The following is a 26092-nucleotide window of genomic DNA, read 5'->3' as shown; positions in this document are numbered from 1 at the left end:
TACAATCTAAGTAAGACGATGTCCAATTACGTAGATGAATTACTATGCTAAGCACGTTCAGCTTCGCGTTTTTTGTAGCGATCACGGAATTTTTGTACGCGACCACCGGTATCAACAAGCTTTTGCTTACCAGTGTAAAAAGGATGGCACTCTGCGCACACTTCAACACTTAAATCTTGACATAAGGTTGAACGTGTTTCAAATGAATGGCCACAACTACAAGTAACTTTAATAGTTTCATATTTAGGATGAATTGAAGCTTTCATAGACGTATCTCTCACAAAACGAATATCGCCACCTGAACCTATGCCGGGCACCATACTCTTAATAAATGACGGCAGAGATTAGCAGAAATGGCATTATAAATCAATTTTTCAAAACTGTTTACAAAACTTAACAGTTAATAAATTAAATTTACCTCTTTCTTTATCTTCCTACATCAAATTAAATTTACCTCTTTCTTTATCTTCCTACATCAAATTAAATCAACTGTTTTTATTTAAAATTTTTTTATAATCCCACTCTTATCTTCGCCATACCCAATGGTAGTGAGTCTTCCAAACACGACAACCACCCCAACCACAGTGTTTTGTGTAAGTATTAGCATAACGGTGACAGACACCATTATAACATTTTGTCCAAACGCGATGCGTATTCCAGTTCCAATTGGCGTAACTACTTGTTAATAAGCCAAAACTGAGAAAAATACTTGCTCCTAAAAGAGTGAGTTTTTTGGATATCATATAAATCTCTCTTATTGACCATTATTTTATCATTATTATAGTTCAAATTTTAAACAGTAATTGCAGAATATTTTTTGAAATTAAGATGAATAATTAATCAAGCTATTATTAGGCCTTAATTATTTTAATATCAATGCCCTTAAATATTCAGATTATTGATTTTCAAAAAAGGGCTATATAATAAACTAGGAGATGATATAAAAGCTGCTCTGAATAATTCTTTAGAAAAATGTCACCAGACTTTATAAATTAAATGGAGTTAGCTAATTGAATAACACTAATGCGGAGCAAAGCCATAAGTTATTACGATATGGAATTTTACTATTTTTATTAGGATTAATTACCGGTTTTATAATTCCTTTAATGAAAAACCCAAGGATGGGCCTAACAAGTCATCTTGAAGGTATTCAAAATGGCATATTTCTTCTTTTGATAGGTCTTATATGGGACCGCTTCTGGTTATCCAAACGTTTACTTACATGAGGATATAGACTTTCAATATTTGGTTGTTATTTGAATTGGATTACAACTTTTATGGCAGGAGCCTGGGGCGCTAGGGCACGGCTAATGCCTATTGCAAGGTAAGGGGTATCAAGCTTTTGCTTGGCAGGAAATCCTTATAAAACTTGGATTAATTTCCTTATCAGTGGCAATGATTTCTGTCTGTTTAATATTTCTTTGGGGACTATGGCGTCCAACCCCAGGAATTGATTAACTCGAGCTTAGTGGATAAATAGAGCAGTATATTAATTATTAAAAAAATTTCGGTTTTAATCAAAGTTTAGCTCGACCAATACCGGCGCATGATCAGATGGCCGTTCTACTTTTCTTGGAAGTTTATCAATATAAGCAGAGATACAATTTTTCGCTAATTCTGTACTTAGTAATATATGATCTATGCGTAAGCCACGATTCCGTCTAAATCCGGCAGCACGGTAATCCCACCAGCTGAATAACTTATCCTCTTGCGGGAAAAGCCTAAAGCTGTCATGTAGACCTAATTCTAATAAAGCGGCAAATTGCTGGCGCTCTTTAGGACTAACTAAAACACTTCCTTCCCATTCGATTGGATCATGAACATCTCTATCCTCAGGCGCAATATTAAAATCGCCGACTACAGCAAGCTCAGGATAGTTAATTAATTCTTGCCGGATATGAGTATTAACTTTGTTTAGCCAGTCCAATTTATAATGATATTTATCGCAGCCCACTATTGCACCATTAGGCACATATAGATTAATTAAGCGCATTTCACCAATTGTGGTAATTAAGATACGTCGTTGTGGGTCGTTAAGATCAGGTATATCAGTTAGGACATCTTTAATAGGCTGCCGGCTTATAATAGCAACACCATTATAAGTTTTTTGTCCAGAATAAACAGCATGATATCCACGTTCTATAAAAATAGTATGGGGAAAATTCTCATCGGTCAGCTTAGTCTCTTGTAGGGCTAAAATATCAACTTGATGTTCTTCAAACCAAACTAACACTTGTTCAAGTCGAATTTTAAGTGAATTGACATTCCAAGTAGCTAATTTAAGCACACCAGTCTCCTTGATAATCTATAATTAAGGGCGCATGATCTGACCATCGGTCCTCACGGTGAATAGCAACTTGATGCACACTATCAATTAAACCTGGCGTAATCACTTGATAATCAATCCGCCACCCAACATTTTTTTCCCAAGCTCTACCTCGGTTAGACCACCAAGTATACTGGTCCTGCTCTTGATTAATTAACCGAAAGGCATCTACAAAGCCTAATACACCAAATAGCTCGTCCATCCAAGCCCTTTCTTCTGGTAGAAAGCCAGAATTTTTTTGATTACTTCGCCAATTTTTAAGATCGATTTCTTTATGAGCAATATTATAGTCACCACAAAGAATTAATTCTTTTCTCTGCTGCTTTAATGTAATTAGATGTTCTTTGAAATGCTTGAGAAACTTAAACTTAATCCCTTGACGCTCAACGCCACTGGTTCCAGAAGGCAAGTACAGTGAAATAACACTTAAATTAGGGTAATCAAATTGTATGTATCGCCCTTCTTGATCACAAAAATCAAATCCTAGGCCTTTTACAACAGCATGCGGTTTATGACGAGCATAAATTGCAACGCCACTATATCCTCGCTTTTGGGCATCATAATAATCGCAATGGTAACCGCAAGGATGATAGGTGACATCGGATAGTTGGTGAATTTGAGCTTTTGTCTCCTGAATACAAATGAAATCAGCCTCTTGACAAACTAGCCACTCATAAAATCCTTTCCGAGCAGCTGATCGGATGCCATTGGCATTAAAAGTAATTACTCGCACAGTGATACTCTTAAATAATTTAATTAATACAATTAAGACTTTTTCCTAACTCGCTACAAAGAGCTAAGTTGCAGTTTTCGAAACTCGCTGCAATGAAACAAGTTGTAGGGTGCACCAACGCGCAGAACCGGAGTGTACATAAAGTACATGAGGATTCGAGCACTGCCGCAACCTGTAAATTGGCCATTGCAGTAGAGTTTTCGAAAGAAGTCTAATAAGGGAACAAACTATAGCAACATATATATAGGGAGTAAATGTAGGATTTCTTTAATTTGAAAATTTATTAATTAAGGTTCATTTACTGTAGAAGTATTCTTCTCTTCAGTGTCAGGCTCAATATAAGTAGTAGGTTTTAAATTAGAAAAATCAATAGTATCTGCCACTTTATCGAAAATAAGCGTAGCAAATTTCAATTTCTCAATTTTTAAAGGTTGGGCAGTAAAAATTGAAATCTGAAAGCTAAAGGTATCTTTAACTAGACTGGGATTGGCCACTGTTGCACGTATATTTTGTTGTCCGTTTGCTGTCACCATCATAAGAATTGCCTGCGGTGGATTAGTAGAAAAATTATTTTTTAATGTTTGGTTACCCCAAAGAGAAATGAAGTTTTCTAGGGGAATTAAACTCATCCTATTTTGGCCAGGAGTAAAATAAATAATATATTTAGCAGGCTTATTTAAATTTAAAATATAATGATTTTTATGTAGAGGTGCTATATCAGCATCGGATGATGTAAAAAAAAGGAGTGAATTACTGGATATCGCAGAAACACAGCTGCTTAACCCAAACAGTAAAAGCGCCATGATCGTCTTCATTATTATCCTGTCTTATTTCTAGCTTATTTATTAGGCTAACGTTAATTGCTCAAATTCCTAATGCAATATTTACTTCTAATTAGCCTCCCTATTAGCAAGCTTACTTTCTTCCTTAACTTTTTGAATCTTAATTAAATTAATGTAATTATTAAGTTCCTTTTTCTTAACAACCCAAATATTGGCTATTTTTTCAAGAGCTGTATAAATATTAATAATACGCATCATTTGCTCTTTCATTTTTTCTAAAACATTTAACTTTGTAGTTAAATCAATAATCGACTGCTCCTCTTTTACTATTTTTTTCTTTGTTTTTTCAGCTTCTTCATCACGCAAAAAAAGTTTGTAATTACTATAAGCATAGGACAAGGCGTAATAAATTGTTAAAGAGACAGCAATACTAAATTCAATTAATCGGGCACTTGGGTTTCTTAATGCCTGAGCAAGTGAATGTAGGCCTAGCTCTCTAGCTAAATTAGGTCCACCGGCCAGAAATACAAACATAGAGGCAAAGCCCCCCATTAAGGTTGGAATAACGCCAGCAATTAATGCTAATAAATTTTTTCTTACCCATGATTTCTGCTTAATAAAAGGATCTCTTTTGTTAACTGGGTTTGATAACACTTGAATAAAAGAGCTATTATCATCGGGTAAAGATAAACTCCATCCCTTCTTTTCCATTAAATCAACCACAGAAATATCGCTATCAGCATTAATAATCCAGTGAGTTGTTAATAACCCATTTAAGCTATTTAGAATTTCATTGAGTCTATCTCCATAAAATTCATAGATACTTTCGGATTGGACTTCTTCGCATTTCTGGCGAATTACGAAACATAGATCATTAATCCAATTAATGAAATCGTTATTTTCATTAAAAGCACAATACTCAAGCAATGGATTACGGCCAACACTAGGTGTATTTTTATAAAGATAATTAAGCGAATGATTAAGATATTTAATGATTGACTCAATCTGTTCTTGCTTTCTCTCCAAAATCAAGCGAGTAACATGTAATTGCACATTAAGAATTTTTTGGGTATTAATTGCTGCTTGAGCATTTTGGGCTGTCAGTTTAAAGCTAAAGTACCCCACTAAACTGCTTGTTAAAAGCGCAATAAATGTAATGCCTGCAAGAGTAATAAATGAATTAAGATGGAGATCCATAAAGCCAGAAAATCCCATCCAAGCACCAAAGGTACTGGTGATAATACAATTAAGGACTAAAGCGACATTCCCTGACTTTTCTTTACCATCAGATTGAATATTATTACGTTGAGTAAGATTAAGCGAGCCTAGTTGTAGTAAACTTTTAAATTGTCTTTTATTTAAGTTTTTTCTTAAATGCGCTTCACCTAAGCGTAAATGGCCAAGGAGAATTTCAAGCTCAACTATATTTAAATCTTCTAAATTAACAACAGCCATTTGTCCTACAAATTTTAATTGATAAGTTAACTAAGAGGAATAGTTTAACATAGAAAAGAATTTAATTCGTAACGAATGAAAAAGTTAAACTGAGCTTATCATTATATCCCTATGCTATAACTTATCTGCATAATCTCCTTCCTATAACTTAACTAGATTCCGCGAACAAGTCGCGGAACGTAGGCAGTTGGTGAATTGTCAACATGCCTGTGTCTTAACAATCAGGATAGTATACTGAACCAAATTGCCCATGACTTATATCTTACTGAATAACGCCAATAAGCCGCGGAACGTAGGTAATGGTTAAAGTGCGGTGTGGGTGTGATAGTTAGAGGAAGGCATGGGTGGGTCAAGCAAAAAGTAAGTAGCGAAAGAACTCGGCTCCCCTTTATTTCTACGTCCCGTAGCTTGTCCACGGGATCCAGTAGATATTTAACAACCTAAATTTTGCGAGCAAGTTATGAAGATTAGCCACCTATGGACTTAATTGATTGATTAACTATTCGAAAGAATTAAGACTTTTCAAGTAATTGTAGGGCAATATAACCAAGCCGCTTACCTAACTGTTTAGCTAATACTATCTCATCATCACTAATTGGATAGCTATTATCGATTCCTGCGACATGAGACATACCATATGGACTACCACCCGTTTTTGTCGTATTTAATACAGGTTCTGTATAAGGAATACCAACCAGGATCATCCCATGGTGAAATAGCGGTAGCATCATACTTGTTAAAGTTGTCTCTTGGCCACCATGAATAGTCGAAGTCGATGTAAAAACACAAGCTGGTTTATTAGCCAACTCACCTGTCAGCCATAAAGCCGTAGTACTGTCTAAAAAATATTTTAATGGTGCTGCCATATTACCAAATCTCGTTGGACTACCTAATGCAAGCCCACTACAGTGCCGTAAATCCTCTAAGGTAGCGTATGGAGCACCTACGTCAGGTATTGCTTTTTCTGTTGCCTCACAAACCGTCGACACTGGCGGTACTGTTCTTATACGCGCTTCAATCCCATCTATACTTTCTACACCACGTGCTAGGTATTGTGCCAATTGGGCTGTAGCGCCATTCCTTGAATAGAATAAAACAAGTATATAGGGCTTCATTTTACTTTATTTCCTTCTTAATACTAAAACTGAATAAGTTTAACCTTTTATTGACTTTTATTATATGTTCTCAAACTAATCAAGTGTAATGAACTTTACAAATACAATCGTAAGTAACGTAGGCAAGATAAAGCTACTGTTAATGCCTTTTCTATCTTTTTTAACAAGCTTAGTCATTATAGTTGCTAAGAAACCTAAATCTTGTAAAACTTGTCAATTGAAGTTCTTTTTAACAAATGGCTAGGTATTAGTCCCAATATTATTTAAATAAAACTTAAGGATGAAAGACTTAACTAAACGAGTTATTATTACCTTCTTAATATTTTAAAAAAATATTAGACAAGTTAATGACATTTAAAAGGACTTTCTGTACAATTAGAGGACTTTTATACCTGCTGCATTGGAGTTTTGGCATGGCAAATCCATTAATTAATATTTCACGGAAACAAGCCTTATCTTTTGCTAGCTTTCTCGTGCTTTATCAATTTTTAACCTATATTGCCAATGATATGATCATGCCTGGTATGATTCAGGTTATTACTTCTTTTCATGGGCCTGAGTCTGCAATTGCCACTTCATTAACAGCTTATATTTTAGGGGGAGCTAGTTTGCAGCTTTTCCTAGGCCCAATCTCTGATCGAATTGGCCGAAAACCAGTTATGCTCACGGGTGCTATATTATTTTTTGTTTTTACCGCTTTTATTGCTTGCTCTAATTCAATTGGTCAATTTTTATTAGCTCGATATTTTGAAGGAATGGGTCTTTGTTTCATTGGTGTCATCGGATATGCAACTTTACAAGAAATTTTTGATGAAATGGATGCGGTTCGATTGGTGGCAACATTAGCTAATGTCGCATCATTGGCACCCTTGCTAGGCCCGTTGGCAGGTGCTACCTTTATTCTTTATTTTCATTGGCGTGGTATTTTCGTACTTATTGGTTCTTTTGCTTTACTCTCATTATGGGGTTTATGGCGATTTATGCCAGAGCCTGTCGGTGCTCAAAAAAAAGATGGGCAAATCATTCCACGCATCTCTTTAGCACCAAGAGTTGTTTTAAGAAATTATATGCAACTGCTAACTAATCCGAGCTTTATGGTAGGTGCATTGGCTGCTGGCATTGTTGGCGTTCCCTGTGTTGCCTGGATTGCAATTTCACCAATTATCATTGTTGCTGATGCAAAATTAAGCGTGATTGCTTATGCCCTTTGGCAATTACCTATTTTCGGAGCAGGATTATTAGGCAATTGGTATTTACATAAATTAACGCGCAAGAAAGCTCTCAAACCCATTATTTTCTTTGGCTCAATGTTAGCCACTGCAGGCTTACTTGCTACATTTTTATTACCTAGTCTCAGTAATTCGAGCTTTGAGTGGCTTTTACCTGGTTTAACTTTATATGGCTTTGGCTTAGGCGTTACAGCAGCACCACTGAATAGATATGTTTTATTTTCAACGCCAGTAAGTAAAGGGACAGCTTACGCCATGATTAGTTTAATTAGTATGATAGCGCAAGCCGTTGGTGTAGAAATTGCAAATCATGTTTATGCTCATCATAACAATAATTATTTTGGCTTATACTGTGCAATAGCTGGTTTAATATATTTATTAGGTTTAGTAGGCGTTTTTGCTTTGTCTTTAAAATCAAAAGAAGAGCTCTCTATTTCTGCACCAGCAGTTTAAATAGGGCCTAAAATTACAAGGTTAATTTAAGGCATATTAACCTACTAAAATAATGGAACTGTCTATGGACTGGAGAAAAAAAGCCAATTTATACTGGGATAGGTTAGAGCGATTTATTCGTTTTGTTATTAATCACTTTATTGAAGATGATTGCACCTATCGTGCTTCTGCATTAGCTTTTACTACACTGTTAGCGATAGTTCCATTAATGACAGTTGGTTTTTCTATCTTATCTTCTTTTCCTGTATTTCATAACTTTACGGGTCCCGTCCAAGATTTTATTTTTGAAAATTTTGTTCCTGCAACTGGTAAAGCAATACAAAATTATATTCATGATTTTTCAGCACAAGTATCTAAACTTTCCATATGGGGCGTGGCTTTTTTATTTGTAACAGCCATTCTTGTTATGGTTACTATCGAGCGCGCCATGAATAAAATATGGCGTGTATCTAACGCTAGAAAAGGCGTTGCTGCTTTTTTATTATACTGGGCTATTTTATCGCTGGGCCCTATTTTTTTAGGTTTAAGTCTAGCAGCTAGCTCTTATTTAATTTCTATTCCTTTCCTAAAAAATCAACAAACCCCTTCCTTTATTGTAAGTATGCTACCTTTTTTACTTTCGCTTATAGGCTTTACTTTTTTATATGTCATCGTTCCTAATCGTCCTATTCAATTTTGGCATGGTTTTATTGGCGGTTTATTTGCAACAATTTTATTTGAATCAGCCAAACAAGCATTTGCTTTTTATTTATCTAACTATGACACCTATCAATTACTTTATGGCGCTTTTGCAATAGTACCCATTTTCTTTGTCTGGGTTTATTGGGTCTGGTTTATTACTTTATTAGGCGCTGAGGTAAGCTATGCACTTTCCGTTCATCATAAAAGACGTAGCGGAAAGCCCATTGATCCCTTTTCTCATGCTTTACTATGGCTACAATTATTATGGCTAAAACAAAAAGAAGGCCAAGGGCTATGTCTTGATGAGCTTATTCAAGCAAGCACACAACCCTATGAAATTGATAGCGATCATATGATTACTGAATTACAAAAAATCAATTTAGTTCATACGGGCATTGATGGACGATATTTATTAAGCAGAAATTTAAATGAAATTTCTTTATATTGGCTAAGTAAGCATCTGCCCTATAATTTGCCCGATCAATATGACTTTGAAGGCAGCACTACAACCCTTCCTTGGGAAGATATATTTAAAGAAAATGATAAGCTTTTACAACAATCTTTATCGATAAGTTTAAGTGAATTATTTAGCAGCGGGACACCGACAAACAAGAATATAGTTGTTATTAATCAATCTGAGAATCGCTAAACAACCATTGATAGCGAGATTCCCATATGGGAATCTTAACTATAAAATGTAACGCGCTAAATCTTCATCTTCTACTAATTTACCGAGATGAGCGTCAACATACGCTTTATCAACATGAACAATTTCGCCAGCTTTATCTGTGGCTTCAAAAGACACAACTTCTAAAAGCCGCTCCATGACAGTGTAAAGTCGACGAGCACCAATGTTTTCTGTACGCTCATTTACTCGCCAAGCAACCTCAGCAATTCTTTTAATTCCTGTTTCATCAAATGTTAACTGTAATCCTTCCGTAGCCATGAGAGCAATATATTGTTCTGTTAAGGAATTGCTGGGCTCAGTTAATATACGGACGAAATCGTCTACAGTTAAAGCGCTTAATTCTACGCGAATTGGTAAGCGACCTTGTAATTCGGCAATCAAATCAGATGGTTTTGCAACATGAAATGCGCCTGATGCAATAAAGAGTACATGATCAGATTTAACAGGGCCATATTTAGTAGAAATAGTTGAGCCTTCAACTAAAGGTAATAAGTCACGTTGTACTCCTTCCCGCGATACATCACCACCACTACCATGTTCAGCGCGCTTAGCAACCTTATCTAATTCATCGATAAAGACAATACCATTTTGCTCAACACTCTCAATAGCTTTTGATTTAATATCTTCTTCATTAATTAACTTTGCTGCCTCTTCTTCACGCAGTAACTTCATCGCTTTGGCAATTGTTAATTTACGAGTCTTCGTGCGGTTACTACCTACTTGATGAAACATAGCTTGCAACTGGCTAGTCATTTCTTCCATACCAGGGGGGGCCATAATTTCTATACCAACGGGTGTTGCAGCTAAATCAATCTCAATTTCATTATTGTCCAGCGCACCCTCACGTAATTGTTTACGAAAAGCTTGCCTTGTTGCACTGTCTTTTTCTGCAGGCGTTATACTACCTCGCGGTGGTGGTAATAGAGCATCAAGCACACGATTTTCAGCAGCTTCTTCCGATAAATGCTCAACTTTTTTCATTGCTAATTGGCGCTCTTGCTTTATCGACACATCAACCAAGTCACGCATAATTGAATCGACATCACGACCTACATAGCCTACTTCAGTAAACTTAGTTGCTTCTACTTTAATGAAAGGCGCTTGTGCCAATTTTGCTAAGCGTCTTGCAATTTCTGTCTTCCCTACACCGGTAGGCCCAATCATTAAAATATTTTTAGGCATTATCTCATTACGCAAATCAGGATCTTTAATTTGCATACGGCGCCAACGATTACGTAGAGCAATAGCTACAGCGCGCTTAGCTTCCTCTTGTCCAATGATATGTTTATTTAACTCCTCAACAATTTCACGTGGAGTCATGGTCATCGTGTTAATTATATTATTCACTGTCACTTTCCAATTCTTCAATAGTTAAATGATGATTAGTATAAATACAAATTTCACCCGCTATATTTAGACTTTTTTCTACTATATCTCTAGCAGACAAATCTGTATTCTTTAATAATGCTCTTGCTGCAGACTGAGCAAATGGCCCACCTGAACCAATTGCTATCAAACCACCTTCCTCTGGCTCAATAACATCACCATTACCTGTGATAATTAAAGAAGCTTTATTATCTGCTACTGCTAGTAATGCCTCTAAGCGGCGTAACATTTTATCGGTACGCCAATCCTTCGCTAACTCTACAGCAGCTCGTACTAAATGCCCTTGATGCATTTCAAGTTTGCGTTCAAAGCGCTCAAAAAGTGTAAAAGCATCAGCGGTACCACCTGCAAATCCGGCAATTACTTTATCTTTATATAAACGCCTAACTTTACGCGCATTTCCCTTCATGACCGTATTACCCATAGTGACTTGACCGTCACCACCAATAACGACTGTATTCCCTCGCCTTACTGATAGGATAGTTGTACCGCGATATTGTTCCAAAACTATTACCTCTAATCTAAATTAAGTTAAATTCATCAAGTGGGGGCTTATTACAAAAATTCAATGGGACATGGTAAAAATTTTCACGATTTGAACACGAAGCTTATGAGTATCTAAACTGTTTAAAGTTTAAACCTGCATAAGCTTTTTGTGGTTAATTAATCTAAAGTATTCAATAAGGTAAGCGAGTCAATCAGATTATATCGTCTTTGTAAAAAGAGCAACTCAACTATTTAAATAGATCTCTTTCCAAACCTTAAATAAAAGATACCCCATGAAGTAGAGGTTTTATCTCTAAATACTGAGCTAAGCTTTGGCCAATATCAGCGAACGTTTCTCGTCGTCCAATAAATGTACTTGTTATTTTAGGACCGAACGCTAAAACGGGGATATGCTCACGTGTGTGGTCTGAACCAGGAAAAGTAGGATCGCATCCATGATCAGCGGCAATAAGCACTAAATCATCCGGTTTTAGCTTGGCTTGTAATTCTGGAAGTCGTGCATCAAATTCTTCAAGAGCATGAGCATAGCCAGCAATATCTCGGCGATGTCCATAAGAAGAATCAAAATCTACAAAGTTTGTGAAAATTAAACTTCCCCCTGGCGCTCTCTCTAAAGCATCTAAGGTAGCATCAAATAAGGCCATGTTACCATCAGCTTTAATAGTTTTCGTTAAGCCTTGATGAGCGAAAATGTCAGCTATTTTTCCAATTGCAATAATCTCTCGGCCCTGCTTTTTTAAAAAATCAAGTAAGGTTGGCGCTGGTGGAAGGGTTGCATAATCGTGGCGATTACCCGTACGTTTAAATGAACCTGGCTCACCTATAAATGGCCTTGCAATCACACGGCCAATGTTATAATCATCAACAAGTTTACGAGCAATTTCACATGCTTGATATAATTTAGCTAAACCAAAATATTCTTCATGTGCCGCAATTTGAAAAACACTGTCTGCAGAAGTATAAACAATAGGCTTACCGGTTTTAATGTGTTCTTCACCAAGTTCTTCAATAATAACAGTGCCTGAAGCATGCTTTTGACCTAGTACGCCCGGCAAACCTGTTTGCGCTAAGAAATCAGAAATTAATTTCGAAGGAAAACAAGGGACGGTTTCTGGAAAATAACCCCATTCAAACTTGACTGGAACACCCGCTAATTCCCAATGACCGCTAGGTGTATCTTTGCCTAAACTCTGCTCAACAGCATAGCCATAATATCCAGAGGGTTTATCTAATTCATCAAGAGATAATAATTTAACACCCGTGCTCGCTAAAGCAGCATGATAGAGACCTAGTTTAGTTAAATTAGGGATATGTAATGGCCCTTCTCGAAGGCCACTGCGACTAGCTTCCCCTTTTTGGCAAGCTAAATGAATATGGCCAAAAGTATCGGCGCCTGTATCACCGTAACGATGAGCATCTAAGCTTGCGCCCAGACCAAAAGAATCCATTAATAAAATACATACCCTTTTCTCTGTCATGAATTAATCTTCCAAATTCTTTCCATACGTTTCTTTTAAGCCAAATAAACCAAGTAAAGCAATTATAAGACCGATAGGTAACATGAGAGCAGCGAATTGATAGTCCCCTAAAGAATAGACAGGAATATTATTTAAAAACTTAACTTCTCCATGGTGAATCAGAAGGTAGCTATACAAATTTTGATAAAGGATATAGCCGCCTTGGACTAAAACTGATACAGAACTTATTGCTGTCGCAGTCATATTACTAGGACTACTTTCTGCAACAACAGCATAACTTATAATTTGTGCTGCTGTAAAAAAGCCCAAGAAGAAAAAAAGAATCTTCATCAACTGCGCACTTAGCGGGAAATATAATATTAGGCAAAGAGTTAATAATGATAACAATGCTGCTATCTTCATTGGTAAAATACGCAGTCCTTGCTTATCAGATAGCCAACCAATAAATGGGCCTCCTAGGATAGCACCTAAAAACAACATTGAGTTAATAACAGCAGCATCCTCTTTCGTTATATCTAATCGTTGCATTAAATATAATGAACCCATCATCGCGCCAAAAACAGCAATCGCCATATTCATCAAGCTTGCATATAAAGCAGCACGTATGTTTTGGCTATTTAGATAAGTTTTCCTTGCAATTCTTAATAACTCTCTTCCATTTTTTACTGCTATGGGCGGATTACTATTTTTTTTATCAACAATACCAAAATACATAATAATAAGCATACCTAGGCCAAGCCAGCCTACTTGAAACAGCGAATCTCGCCAACCAATCTGACCTACCAATTTAGCTAATGGATATTGCGCTAACATACCACCTGTCATAGCAATAGTGACGATGACACCAGTGATCATGGCCATTCGCCTTGGTGGAAACCAACGTGATGCAATGCGAACGGGACCAAGAAAACAAAATGCACTACCAATCCCTGTTATAAAGCGACAAAGTAATGCCAAATAAAAAGAGTGGGCGTATGCTAAAACAAATGTACTTAATATACAAAGTAACATTGCTACTAAAATTGTATTTTTAGCAGAATATCTATCTAGAACAACACCGGCCACGAGTAAAAAAACAACATTTGATACATAGTAAATGCTTGATAGGTAAGCCATTTTATCAGCTTGGATATGAAAATCTTGCATAATATTGTCGGCAATAGAGGCAAACATATTACCTTGAATGCACTCATAAAAGAAAAATAATGAGGCACTAAAGCAAACAACCCATGGCCATAACTTACTTTCAAAATTAGCTACTTGATTAGATTCTTGTGCGATGTGCATTACATTTTCCTCTATCATTGCTCTTTTTTAACTACATTCACTATTCTTCGTTTTTGCAATTTGTTTCTTTAGCTAACAGTACTGCAATCAATGCAGCGATAGCAGTTAAAGGAAACATCCACATGGCGTATTGAAAATCAGCCACAGAATACTGAGTACTAGCTAAACCAGCATGATGCTGCATTAGTATACCAAATAAGACTTGACCCATTCCGCCTCCGCCCATTATTAGAACTGAAGCAAGCCCAGTTGCAGCACCAGTATTATCCTTTCTATTACTTTCGGCTATTAAAGGATAGCTAATTACTTGTGTGCTTGTAAAAAAGCCTAACGTAAAAAATAAGATACTTAATTGTAACGGGGTAAGTCTAATACCTAAAAAGAAAGGCAGTACAGTAACTAAAGTAATTAATGCTCCTAAAATCATAAGGGGCTTTCGTTTACCTTGATAGTCAGATAGCCAACCTGCAAGAGGACAGCCAATAATACTGCCAATAAATATTAAGCTTACAATATTGCTCGCCGCAAACCCTGAAACTTGATGAACCACCTCTAAATAACTTGCACCCCAAAGCGCGCAAAGAACCATAATAGGTAAATTTAAGAAAGAAGTATAAAGGCCTGCCAACCAATTTTGCCGATTCTTTAAAGCACGTAAAAAGCTCGTTAAAATATGTGTTTGTATATCACTTTTTATTATTGCTTTTCCTTTAGGGCTATCTTGAACAATAACAGCAATCCAGCCTAATAATAATATACCTAAAGCGCCATCAAGCAATAAAGAATTACGCCAACCATATAATTCATTTAAACGGGCAAATGGCGTATGGGCCATCATACCGCCTAAAAAAGCCATTGTTACTAGTAAACCAATGACGAATGCTTGCCTTCGAGGTGGGAACCAATGAGAAACTAAAACAACACAGGATAAAAAGCAAAATGCATTACCTATCCCAGACAGAAAATGAAAAAAACAAGCCCAATAAAAAGAATTAGTTAAAGCAAAACCAAAAGTACCTACAATGCATAAAAACATTGCAATAAGAATAACAAGGCGGGTCGAGAAGCGATCTAAAATAATTCCTGCTGGCAGTAAGAAAAGGATATCAGCCCACAAATAAGTACTAGACATCCAACTAAGTTCAGTAGCATCTAGATGAAAATCTTGACGAAGGGGTACATTGATTACATCAAAAATATTAAGTTGAAAAAACTCATAAAAGAAAAATAGGCCAGCCGATAAACAAACAAGCCATGCCATTATACCACTTCGAGGTACAACATGCCCCGCATCAATTGTCACTGAACTAGACAATAGCTACTCCTTCGCATGGTCTGCAAAAATTGGCCAGCATTATATCAAATCACTATTAAATTTGGTATCTTTTTTGAACAAAAAAAATGATTGCCTGAAATTAATCCCTAACTTATAAAAATTTTTTCCTAAGTTAATAATCTTTATATAATAAAAAATTTAACTTGTTAATGATCAAATAAGCTAAGGTCTTCATTTCGAAGAAAAGTTAACCATTATATATCATCTTTATTACTTCTAGTATTAGCTTTGATATAGCCAAACCCTCCTTTATCACTTATAGTGATTTAAGTTTAACTTATAAAGGATGACTGATGATAAAAGCAAAAGGTTACGCCGCAGAGACCGCTAAAGCGCCCTTAAAGCCTTTTTCTTTTGAGCGCCGAGACGTTGGTGATTATGACATTCTAATTGATATTCACTATTGTGGTATTTGCCACTCCGATATTCATCAAGCACGCGATGAATGGGGAGGCTCTTTATTTCCTATGGTGCCCGGGCATGAAATTGTGGGTATTATTGCCGAAGTTGGTTCAGCTGTCACTAAATTTAAAGAAGGTGATAAAGTAGCTGTTGGTTGCTTTGTCGATTCTTGTAGACACTGTGAGCCTTGCGAGAGTCACATTGAACAATTTTGTATAGAAGGTCCAACATCAACATACAATAGTATGGAGCGTGATGGAAGCAGGACTACGCAAGGTGGATATTCCAATTGCATAGTAGTTAATGAACATTTTGTTTTGCATCTTCCTGATAACCTTCCTATGGCAGAAGCAGCACCATTATTATGTGCAGGTATTACCTTATATTCACCTTTACACCATTGGCAAGCGGGACCTAATAAAAAAGTGGCTATTGTAGGCCTAGGTGGCCTTGGACATATGGGTATTAAATTAGCCCATGCAATGGGAGCTCAAGTTTCTGCTCTAAGTCATTCACCTTCTAAAGAGAAGGATGCAAAACGTCTTGGTGCTGATAATTTTTATGCTTTAACCAGTGAAGAAGCGTTTCGTGAGTTACATAATTCATTTGATCTCATTATCAATACCGTTTCTGCACCTATCGATTGGAATAAATATTTACAACTATTAAAATTAGATGGAACCATGGTCATGGTTGGTGTACCAGAAAAAAATATTCCTGTTAGTGCAATGACCTTAATCGGAAATCGGCGAAGTCTAGCAGGCTCCTTAGTGGGCGGTATTAAGGAGACCCAAGAGATGTTAGACTTTTGTAGCAAACATAATATAACATCCGATATCGAAATGATTCCCATTCAACAAGTTAACGAAGCTTATGAGCGTGTACTTAAGAGCGATGTACGTTACCGCTTCGTTATTGATATGGCCTCTCTTAAAAACGATTAAATTTTGTCATTTAACCGTAAGTCATTTTCACTTACTTGCGGTTTTACTAAAATCAGCGAGATACAAGCTAGGCAGGCAACTACAATTAAATAAAAAGCAGGTGCTGTGCTTATCCCTGTGTAATAAATAAGAGAAAATGAAATAAAGGGTGTTAACCCACCAAAGAAAGCAAACCCTAAATTATAACTAACGGCAATACCACTGTATCGAATAGACGTTGGATATAGCCTACTTAGAAAACCAGGAATGATACCTGCTGAAAGCCCCATTAAAACCGCACTTAGTAATAATGATACGAAGTAATAGGAAGTTAAATAAGCATAAATAGCAAAAATAGGATAAGCCAATACCATTAATAAAACACTAAGCATTAAAATTAATTTTTTAGCATGAAATTTGTCACTAAGATAACCAAAAGGAACAGCAAGACAAGAGCCTAAGGCTACAGCTGCAGTGCGCTCCCAAAGATACGTAGTAGCAGATAAGTTTAATATTTCATTAAAATAAGCAGGAATAAATAAAAAAAGAGAAGTAATAATGGCCGCACAAAGTGCCGTAAGTAAAGCGCCATTTAACGTATTTTTACCTTGCTGTTTTATCACTGTTAAAAGAGGAAATTTTTCCGTTTGTTTTTCAATTGCTCGAAATTGTAATGACTCATATAAATTGCGTCGCATTCTATAACTAAACAAGCCCATTATACCGCCAATAATAAATGGTAATCTAAACCCATATGTTTGCATTTGAATATCATTAAACGAGCTTACAATAACGGCATAAACGACGGAGCCTATAACAATACCCATTGTTAAAGCACAAAAAATTATACCACAAGCAAGTCCCCTTTGTTCCGGTATAGACTCACTAACATAGGTGATAGCACCCGGTATTTCCCCACCAACAGATAAACCTTGTAAAATTCGAAAAATTAATACTAATATCGGCGCGCTAAGTCCTATTTGATTATAAGCAGGCGTACAACCTATCCCTAAGGTAGCTATAGCCATTAAAAAAATAGAGATAGTAAATGTACTTTTTCGACCAAAGCGATCGCCAAAATGACCAAAGATAATGCCACCAATTGGCCGCACAATATAACCAATAGCAAAGGTAGCAAAAGTAATTATTAAACTAACAAGAGGATGGGTTACTGGGAAGAATACTTTAGCCAAATAACTCGCAAACAAGGCATAAATAATAAAATCATAAAATTCTAAGACGCCGCCTAAGCTTGAGAGAAATAATAGTCTTTTTTGGCTCTTAGTCATATATTCCTATATTTATATTAAGTTCCATCTATTAAAGATAAATTGGCAAGACTTGCTTGAAAACTTTTCCAATTAGGGACAGGTATCGTCTGTTTTATAATAGAATCAATTAACTTGCTGCTAAATAAAACTAGTATTATTAAAAGAAAAATAATGTAGCGGTTCAAATAATACCAAAAACCTCGCTGTTGTGACTCAACAATATAATTATTTTGTAGCCAATTAGATATAGCAATACATATTGGCAAATAAATTAAAACAATAATTTCAGCAAAAATGCGTGTTTCTGCAATCAAACCTACACCTAGCAATCCTAAAAAATAAAAAAAAGCAATATAGCGCATAGGTCGATATTTTAATGGAATATAATCATAAAAACCGAACCAAAATAAAGGCAATCCCACAAACGCAAAGATAAACATTAAGATATTTTGATTGGCAATAAGCCACTGTAGGTTAAATGAAAAATTAGTTATTGAAGTATTATATCGATACCAGTCAGCATATGAGCCTGACAAGTTTAAAGTTAAATAATAGATCCATAAACGAGCTAATATATAAACCCCTAAACTTGAAAAAAAAGGGATTAATAATTTAAATACATCTTTTAAAGAGCGTAGATACAATATGGGAATTAATAAAACAATTAAAATACTACTTTCACGGTTTAAGGTTGCAAAAAAAATACAGACTACTAGCCAAAACCAATTTTTCATTAAACATAAATACAAACCAAGAATAATAAAAAATAGTGCCGACGTATCATAAGGATAAAAAATAGCCGCAGCCCCGCCTTGTAAAGTAAATCGATAATTAATAACGGTACATAACGGTAATAAAAGAAAAAAAAGCCAGCTAAGCAAAAGGGCTAATTTGTTATTAAATTCTAATTGTAATAATTTTTGTAGGGTGAAAAATGTTAAAATAACAAATATAAACTCTAAAAGAAAAAAAATCTCATCAACTTGTAATGAAATCACGCTCAATAGTAAGCGAGCTATAAATGGCACAAGCTGACGTTGAGCAAAAGGCAGGGGAACTGTGAAATCTAACCAACTTTCTAGAGGAACTTCATAATAAAGACCCGTTAATTGCACATGAATATAAGTATATCCTAGTAATAAGACACCAGAAATAAACCAACATTTGTAGCGAAATATATCTCTATTTAAACCGTCCGATTCTTGCACCATAGTTTAATCCTAAAGTCCTTTTCCCTCAGCAATAGAGTAAATAAATTAGTTTTTGGGTGCGCCTTCAGTTGATGTTAAGTAAAGTGAATCTTATTAAGAATCATTGTCATTCCCGCGTAGGCGGTAACCTATTTCTCAAAAGCCATCTTACTTTGTTTGAAATGGATTCCCGCTTACGCGAGAACGACAAACTCACCTACTATGCAAATCAAAGGCCATACCTAGTTTTTCTCAGAAAAATTAGCTTTAATAACTAAATTTAAATTAATAATTAATTACTTAATTATTTGTATGACATGTAATTTAATATCCTATAATCAATCAAACATTAACAGCAGAATTTATCTTATTTTAAATACACTAATAAAATATTTCTTTTTATAAAAAGATATGCTATTGCTTATCAAAAAATCACAAAGCAAAAAGATGATTAACTTAAAAAGTTACTTTAAAAAAATAAATATTAGTGAAAAAAGCCTTGTTTCTTTACCTTCTAAAGAACAATTGGAATTTCTAGAAGAAATTTATTTTGCGCATTTAAAAACTTTTCCCTATGAAAATTTTGAATTAAGATTAATCGCCAAGCAACATCTTTTAAAAAGACAATCATTAAACTTTTTTAGTTATGACAAGTTACTTACGGATAACCGAGGCGGCTACTGCTATCAAACAGCTATGCTTCTTTATGATGCTTTAACGCAAATTGGTTTCTCTGTAAAACCTTGTATAGGACGCATTTTAAATGGGGCACCAGTTAATGATCCAAAAATCCTAGAATTACCTCCTACCCATATGCTATTAGTTGTACGCATTGGAAATCAGGAATTTTTTCTTGATCCAGGACTTGGCTCAAGTGCACCAAGGCGGCCCATCTTAATTACTAATTCAGAACAACTCGTTAGTCAATATCCTGATCAATATAAACTTTATCCATGCGGTAACTTTTATATCCTTGAACGAAAAGTCGAGGACAAATGGACAAGGCTACTACAAACAGATTTACAAGAAGCAAGTATAAAACAATTACAAAATAACTTATTAAAACTTGAACGCCACCCCTCTACTTTACCTATTCGTGATGAAAAAACTTTAGTGGGTGTCATAACCAATGAAGGCCACAAAGTTTTAATATGGGATATCGCCTCTAATGCATTAAAGTTTTCCAAACAAATAGGCGAACTCTATATTAAAGAAACGCTCTCGAATTTCGAAATTGGGCAAAAAAAGTTAGTTGAAGAATTTAATATTCATTATATTTCTGTGTCTGCTTTAGAAAGTTATTGTAAAAAAATTGTTTTACCAAAGCCTATTCATCCTTGGGATATTAATTTACCAATTGAGGAGACGGAACTGGCAAGCTTAGAAAAAAACTTAAGTTTAGTATGATAAAAAATTAGTGAAACCAAATAAGGTGTCGAAAAACACCTTATTTAGGTTTTCTACAACTTACAATAAATGATATCTTATTTTTGGTAGAGTTTATCTAAAGACTAAAGTAACTTTTTACGAGCTTCAGGAAGGTCTGCAGGCTCACTTAAAAGAGCTAAATAGTTAAACAATTTACTCACTTTATTAAGCCTCATAAGTGCTTGGGTACCCAAGGCATCCTCTAATCTTTCACGATAATCGCGATCTTTTAATAATTTTCCGAGCGCTCCCATAAGCCCGATATCTTTTTTCAAGACTTCTTTGTCTGCTTTGGAAAGAGAGTACTCCCCTTGTAATGCGTTAACTAAGTTTTCGGCTGCTCTCACTTTCCTTGGAACGCTTTCGCGTTGAAAAAAAGGCGGGGGAGATGATTTTCTATCATCTTTAATAGATTGCTCGATACAATGCCAAATTACTTTAGTTAAATTTTCAATAATAGGCTCTTCATCTGCTTGCGCAATAATTTTATCTAATTCTTCATCTTCCTTTCTAATACCACTTAACTCATCTAAAAACGCTTCCTCTTTGCTACTTTTTTCTTCATTACGATTGAACAGAGCAATGAGGTATTTAGCCACTTCTTGGGGAATTTTAGCTTCTGAATTTACTAATAGACTTATCACTTGCCATGGATTAACGTTCATTTTAAAACGTAAATCTTTTAGCACCTCTCTTTCTGACTCTTTTATTAATTTCTTTATTAACTGGCTTTCTAACCAATTTATATATTCGATTGGCAGTTTGGATAGACGTGTATTTCTTTTTAGTGGTTTTTCGCCAATATTTTTTAATTCTTTTTCTAAATCTTTTATTACTTTTAAGGGGAAATCAGATAGGCGTAAATTTTTATTTATTACTTCACCTTCCTCTGTTGTAAGGGGAACGCTTAATAGAAATAAATCTTGTGGCTGGCTTTTCAACCAATCTTTATATTCATCTGGTAGTTCAGATATAAGTTCATTTCTGTCTGGCAGTTCTTCCCTCGCTTTTTCTAATGCATCTTCAAAATATATTATTAATTTTAAAGGCAAATCGGATATACATAAATCTTCATCTATTTTGCCTTCCAATAGGGTAATAGGAAGACTCGATAAAATTAAAGGGTTTGGTAAAATGTTAAATAGTTTTTGTTCAGAGGCGACTTCTATCGCGTCTATATTAACAAAATCGATTTCATCTTCAGCTACTTTTGTATATGCAGGCATTATTCCTAACAAATACCTAGCAAACTCTTCTAAAAATATTATTTTTTGGTCGGCAAACTTTGTGTAAACTTTCTCAATAACACCAAAATAAAACTCTAGTTCTAATTGTAATTTTAATTTTTTATCTACCTGCAAACCTAGGCCTATAGCTTCATCTACATTATCATCTAAATTAGCACCTGGATCTGGGTTTGAATCATTCTCTGAAGTATCTATTGGATTAGCTCGAGCCTCAATTAAAACATTAAAATAAGCTTCTAAGAATTGCTCTGCTAATTTTCTCTCAGCAGGAGAAATTTTATCAGTTATAGGCTTTAACGCCGCAGTATACCAAGGCATAAAAATCTACCTTACTAATACAACATATCTTTATTTTAGTTCAAATAAAGCCCTGCATTATTTAAAATCAAGCAGCCATATAGCAAACAAGACAATTTACAAGTTAATTTGATAGCAAAATTAGCTACCTAACCCATAATTTATTAAAAATTTGAGTACAACTAAGGTTCTTAATAATTTCTTAATAATTTGTTCTTATAATGAGCTAAATGTCCCCAATTTAGCTATACCATGGAAACATTTGAGCATAAAGCTGCTGGTGATCAAATAAGAATTGAAACATTTAATAATCCCTATCTTCATGGAAGTGACACGCTCAATCCAAATCCTAAGAATAAATTAACACTTACCCTTATGCAGCTCGTAGATGGTGTCCCAGTACCGCTTGATTTAAACTTAAGTGCAGGCGATATCGTTGCTCTTGCTGGGGATTATTATACTAAAGCAGGTTGGGGTAATGAATTAGAACTCCCACCCTCATTAAATCAAGGCTCTGATACTTATGAAAATAGGCAAGTAATTGATTTGCCTATCAAATTAACTGAACAAAATGCGTTTAATGAAGCTTACCATGATCTAGCCTCTCCCACTGTAAAATCAACAGATATAAAGCGTATTTATAGTATTGAAGAAAAGCTACCTAGCTTACTTCAACAACTGGTCTACTCCCTCACTGTCAAAAATTATGGTGCTAAATTAGAAAATAATGAGGCCCATTTTGCACCTTGGTCAATGCGTGCTTATTTAGTTGGCCATAATACAGCTTTACGTATGGGATATTTAGCTTACGTTTGTCAGCAATTAGCTGACGGAAACTTATTTCCAAACGAAAAAACGATTCCTCAAGAATTACGAGCTGCTTTAATTAAAATTAAGAGCGACCCAAATAAATATAAATTTAATAAGCCCCTTGATATTTATCAAGAATTAAGAAATCGTTATCATGCTTTAGCTGTGAGCTACGAATTATTTACGCTTCACTTTTACTCTGATCATTTTGCTGGTGGACACTTAAGCCGTATAGGATTACTACGAAAAAAAATGCCTGAGCAATTTGGTGTTTGGGGCAGTATTTTAATTAATAATATGCATAATGAAGACAATACAGACGGTGTTACCACAACAAATTCTTTGCAATTTATAAAGTATGGTAAGCATAAAAAATTTCGCAACGACAGTACTCATAAAGAAGACTCTTTTATAGCACTTCATGAAGATTGCCAAGCTTATGGCGATGGGACCTATGCAAAGCGTAATAATGATGAAAATAGTAATATGTTAATTAATGGTATGGATAACTCATTAGGGGATATTGCCCATATCATGACAACTGGTCATGTTCGCAAACCTGAAGCATATGGTGGTTTAACCTTTTTACCTGAAATTGATTATACCAAGCGCCAAACGCAGCCCCTGTTCATCCAAGGAAAAGATGGAAAAGTGTATTTTCGGCAAGATGTTAGAACGATTAAAATGCTTTCCCCTGCAGAATTTAAAAACACGCTGGAAACTCCCGCTGACTATGGTTATCAAGAATTAACCAAATTTAAGGCATTTCTTTTAGTCTTTAAGTTAAGAGTACTTGGTTTTTATTTTTCTCCTAGGATCAAAGAATTAACCCCCTTTAGAAAGGCTACAATTCAAGAGAATGAGCAAAAACAAGCTCAACCAAAACGACTTGGTATAGAAGCTGACTCTAAAGCTTGTCGCAGTAAACCTATATCTATTCCCTTACAACCAGTTAAACGTAAAAACCCGTCAGACGATAAACTTCCTCAATTATCACCTAAAACTCCCCAGATTTTATCTGGATTTCATCCGTTTTGGCGTCCTCATACTGATTATGTTAATAAAACTCCAGCGCCATCCACAAAATTCGAGCAAGATGAGCACCTAACTAGCTCTATACCATAAATAATACTGTTAAAATAAAAGTTCAGTCTAATTTCTTATGTGATAGAACAGCTAACTAGACAAAATCTATTTAACACAAACTGCTAGCAAGGTTTGAATAAATAATAAACCCCTGACATACTTAATTATAATATTATCAATAGTATCACAAGGTAGGAGCCTCTTATGACTACTGTAGGGACATATCTTGCGCAGCGTCTTCAAGAGCTAGACATTAAGGACTATTTTGCAATTCCTGGCGATTACAACTTAGGGCTATTGGATGAGCTTTTAAAAAATACCTCGCTAAACATGATCAATTGCTGCAACGAACTCAATGCCGGCTATGCTGCAGATGGCTATGCTCGAGTAAAAGGTGTATCTGCACTGGTTGTGACTTATAGTGTGGGCGGCTTAAGTGCAGTTAATGCTGTTGCAGGCGCTTATGCAGAAAACCTGCCGATTATCGTTATTTCTGGGGGACCTAATACCAACTCAGTTCAGGATGCTGAAATCTTACATCATACATTAGCGACTGAAAATTATAGTTATGTGCGGGAAATATTTTCGCATGTTACGGCACATAGTGTTTTTATTCATAGACCCAGTGATGCCCCAATGCAAATAGATACCGCAATTGCTATAGCCTTAGAGAAAAGAAAGCCAGTCTATATTGAAATTGCCTGTAATATCTCGACCTTAGAAGTTTCACCGCCAACAAAACGAGCACTCAATGTCAAACGATTAAGCGACACCTCTTCCCTACAGGCCGCCATTGCAGATACAGTTGCTAAATTAAATGCTGCAGTTAAACCTGTGCTTATAGCGGGCAGCAAATCACGTTGTTGTGAGGCAACTGCAATGATTGAATCATTAAGTCAGTCTTGTGGTTACGCACTAGCAGCGATGCCGGATGCAAAAGGATTTGTCTCAGAACAGCATCCTAATTACATTGGTATTTATTGGGGACCAGTAAGCACACCAGGTTGTAGGGAAATTGTTGAATCCAGTGATTTATATTTTTTTATAGGGCCTAATTTTAATGATTATACAACCGTTGGGCACGTATGTAACATACAACCCAAAAAACTAATCACGATTGCTGACGGAAGCGTATCTGTAGCCGGCAATGTATACACAGATGTATACATGAATGAATTTTTGCGTGGCCTACAAGATCAATTAAATTACAATGATACTGCATTAAAAGCTTACAAGCGTATTGAGGGCTCTGCACCTTTATATATAGAACCGAAAGATTTGAATTCGCCTCTTACTAACCGCTTTTTATTTGGTCAAATTCAAAAACTGTTAAGTAGTGATTATGCTGTTTTAGCAGAAACAGGAGATTCTTGGTTTAATGGCATGCGCCTTAATCTACCTAAGGATTGTCAATTTGAAATACAAATGCAATATGGCTCGATAGGCTGGTCTGTTGGCGCCCTATTAGGTATGCAAGCAGCACTACATAATAAAAAGCGGGTTATTGCTCTTATTGGTGATGGTTCCTTTCAAATGAGCGCCCAAGAAATCTCCACATTGGTGCGCTATGGTTATAAGCCCATTATCTTTTTGATGAATAACGCTTCATATACTATTGAAGTCCAAATTCATGATGGGCCATATAATATTATCAATAATTGGCATTACGCGACTTTAATTGATGTTTTTAATGGTGATAAAGGAACAGCGCGTGCTTTCAAAGCGCATACTCATCAAGAACTGTTAGATGTCATAGAAGAAGCAAAACAAGCCGATACACTATGTTTTATTGAAGTATTTTTGGATAGAGATGATTGCAATAAAAATTTATTAGAGTGGGGAGCTAGAGTAGGTGCTTATAATGGCCGGCCACCTCGAGCAAATTAAATAGGCGCAGATAGAGTTAAGGTTTATAACAGGGCCAATACCATTAGCTCTTACTTAGGGAATGCCAATAACTTTAAGCCTTTTTCAAACTACCA

The 26092-nt window shown here is 35.5% G+C and carries 22 protein-coding genes; 7 read left to right on the top strand and 15 right to left on the bottom strand.

The genetic code is table 11. From position 1 onward, the window contains the following. Positions 1-47: 47 nt before the first annotated feature. Both rpmE and E1P04_RS09870 read right to left on the bottom strand, forming a co-directional pair. Complete coding sequence (rpmE, locus tag E1P04_RS09875; protein ID WP_115332589.1) at positions 48-266, bottom strand: 50S ribosomal protein L31; 219 nt, start codon at positions 264-266, stop codon at positions 48-50. Between the two features lie 258 nt (positions 267-524). Beyond that, positions 525-743, bottom strand: a complete 219-nt coding sequence (locus tag E1P04_RS09870; RefSeq protein WP_131782739.1) for a hypothetical protein — start codon at positions 741-743, stop codon at positions 525-527. 267 nt (positions 744-1010) lie between these two features. On the opposite strand from E1P04_RS09870, the gene E1P04_RS09865 reads away from it, so the two are divergent. Then, positions 1011-1226: a hypothetical protein gene (locus E1P04_RS09865; protein WP_131782738.1), complete on the top strand. Its 216-nt coding sequence runs from the start codon at positions 1011-1013 to the stop codon at positions 1224-1226. A gap of 287 nt (positions 1227-1513) precedes the next feature. Here the strand turns inward: E1P04_RS09865 and xth are convergent, their stop codons facing one another. The 5 genes from xth to wrbA all read right to left on the bottom strand — a co-directional run bounded on the left by xth (position 1514) and on the right by wrbA (position 6411). Continuing rightward, a complete protein-coding gene (xth, locus tag E1P04_RS09860; protein WP_131782737.1) occupies positions 1514-2287 on the bottom strand; it encodes an exodeoxyribonuclease III in 774 nt (257 codons plus the stop codon). Next, a complete protein-coding gene (locus E1P04_RS09855) occupies positions 2280-3059 on the bottom strand; it encodes an exodeoxyribonuclease III (protein ID WP_131782736.1) in 780 nt (259 codons plus the stop codon). The genes xth and E1P04_RS09855 overlap by 8 nt, the downstream gene beginning before the upstream one ends. 287 nt (positions 3060-3346) lie before the next feature. Beyond that, positions 3347-3874, bottom strand: coding sequence for a hypothetical protein (locus tag E1P04_RS09850; RefSeq protein WP_131782735.1), 528 nt, complete (start codon positions 3872-3874; stop codon positions 3347-3349). 75 nt (positions 3875-3949) lie between these two features. Beyond that, entirely contained in the window at positions 3950-5296 is a 1347-nt protein-coding gene (locus E1P04_RS09845; protein WP_131782734.1) for a hypothetical protein, read from the bottom strand. Between the two features lie 512 nt (positions 5297-5808). Beyond that, positions 5809-6411, bottom strand: coding sequence for an NAD(P)H:quinone oxidoreductase (gene wrbA / locus E1P04_RS09840; RefSeq protein ID WP_131782733.1), 603 nt, complete (start codon positions 6409-6411; stop codon positions 5809-5811). Between the two features lie 413 nt (positions 6412-6824). Here wrbA and E1P04_RS09835 point away from each other — a divergent pair, with 413 nt between their 5' ends. Both E1P04_RS09835 and E1P04_RS09830 read left to right on the top strand, forming a co-directional pair. Further along, entirely contained in the window at positions 6825-8093 is a 1269-nt protein-coding gene (locus tag E1P04_RS09835; RefSeq protein ID WP_131782732.1) for an MFS transporter, read from the top strand. Positions 8094-8157: 64 nt separating this feature from the next. Continuing rightward, positions 8158-9423 carry a YihY family inner membrane protein gene (locus E1P04_RS09830; protein WP_131782731.1) on the top strand — a complete coding sequence of 422 codons (1266 nt, stop codon included), beginning with the start codon at positions 8158-8160 and terminating at the stop codon, positions 9421-9423. A gap of 39 nt (positions 9424-9462) precedes the next feature. On the opposite strand, the gene hslU is transcribed toward E1P04_RS09830, so the two are convergent. The 5 genes from hslU to E1P04_RS09805 all read right to left on the bottom strand — a co-directional run bounded on the left by hslU (position 9463) and on the right by E1P04_RS09805 (position 15435). After that, positions 9463-10788, bottom strand: a complete 1326-nt coding sequence (gene hslU, locus E1P04_RS09825; protein WP_207386007.1) for an ATP-dependent protease ATPase subunit HslU — start codon at positions 10786-10788, stop codon at positions 9463-9465. 13 nt (positions 10789-10801) lie between these two features. Beyond that, positions 10802-11353: an ATP-dependent protease subunit HslV gene (hslV, locus tag E1P04_RS09820; protein ID WP_131782730.1), complete on the bottom strand. Its 552-nt coding sequence runs from the start codon at positions 11351-11353 to the stop codon at positions 10802-10804. Positions 11354-11609: 256 nt separating this feature from the next. Next, positions 11610-12833, bottom strand: a complete 1224-nt coding sequence (locus tag E1P04_RS09815; protein WP_131782729.1) for a phosphopentomutase — start codon at positions 12831-12833, stop codon at positions 11610-11612. A gap of 3 nt (positions 12834-12836) precedes the next feature. After that, a complete protein-coding gene (locus E1P04_RS09810; RefSeq protein ID WP_242604423.1) occupies positions 12837-14120 on the bottom strand; it encodes an MFS transporter in 1284 nt (427 codons plus the stop codon). A 40-nt stretch (positions 14121-14160) separates the two neighbouring features. Beyond that, a complete protein-coding gene (locus tag E1P04_RS09805; RefSeq protein ID WP_165482733.1) occupies positions 14161-15435 on the bottom strand; it encodes an MFS transporter in 1275 nt (424 codons plus the stop codon). Positions 15436-15749: 314 nt separating this feature from the next. Here E1P04_RS09805 and E1P04_RS09800 point away from each other — a divergent pair, with 314 nt between their 5' ends. Continuing rightward, complete coding sequence (locus tag E1P04_RS09800) at positions 15750-16802, top strand: NAD(P)-dependent alcohol dehydrogenase (protein WP_131782727.1); 1053 nt, start codon at positions 15750-15752, stop codon at positions 16800-16802. On the opposite strand, the gene E1P04_RS09795 is transcribed toward E1P04_RS09800, so the two are convergent. Next, a complete protein-coding gene (locus tag E1P04_RS09795) occupies positions 16799-18070 on the bottom strand; it encodes an MFS transporter (RefSeq protein WP_131782726.1) in 1272 nt (423 codons plus the stop codon). The two genes, E1P04_RS09800 and E1P04_RS09795, sit on opposite strands and share 4 nt — an antisense overlap. 17 nt (positions 18071-18087) lie before the next feature. Continuing rightward, the gene (locus tag E1P04_RS09790) at positions 18088-19263 is read right to left on the bottom strand and encodes a hypothetical protein (RefSeq protein WP_131782725.1); all 1176 of its coding nucleotides are present in this window, start codon (positions 19261-19263) and stop codon (positions 18088-18090) included. Between the two features lie 426 nt (positions 19264-19689). Between E1P04_RS09790 and E1P04_RS09785 the strand changes: the two genes are divergently transcribed. Next, entirely contained in the window at positions 19690-20649 is a 960-nt protein-coding gene (locus tag E1P04_RS09785; RefSeq protein ID WP_242604422.1) for an arylamine N-acetyltransferase family protein, read from the top strand. A 104-nt stretch (positions 20650-20753) separates the two neighbouring features. On the opposite strand, the gene E1P04_RS09780 is transcribed toward E1P04_RS09785, so the two are convergent. Beyond that, positions 20754-22235, bottom strand: a complete 1482-nt coding sequence (locus E1P04_RS09780) for a hypothetical protein (protein WP_131782723.1) — start codon at positions 22233-22235, stop codon at positions 20754-20756. Between the two features lie 231 nt (positions 22236-22466). On the opposite strand from E1P04_RS09780, the gene E1P04_RS09775 reads away from it, so the two are divergent. Continuing rightward, the gene (locus tag E1P04_RS09775; protein ID WP_131782722.1) at positions 22467-24149 is read left to right on the top strand and encodes a hypothetical protein; all 1683 of its coding nucleotides are present in this window, start codon (positions 22467-22469) and stop codon (positions 24147-24149) included. Positions 24150-24314: 165 nt separating this feature from the next. After that, on the top strand, positions 24315-25997 hold the full coding sequence (locus E1P04_RS09770) for a thiamine pyrophosphate-binding protein (RefSeq protein WP_131782721.1): 1683 nt from the start codon (positions 24315-24317) through the stop codon (positions 25995-25997). Positions 25998-26092: the final 95 nt, after the last annotated feature.

It is taken from the genome of Legionella gresilensis (assembly GCF_900639865.1).
Classification (GTDB): domain Bacteria; phylum Pseudomonadota; class Gammaproteobacteria; order Legionellales; family Legionellaceae; genus Legionella_C; species Legionella_C gresilensis.
Note: the sequence above shows the minus strand (reverse complement) of the source record. Positions and strands in the feature narration are given on the sequence as shown.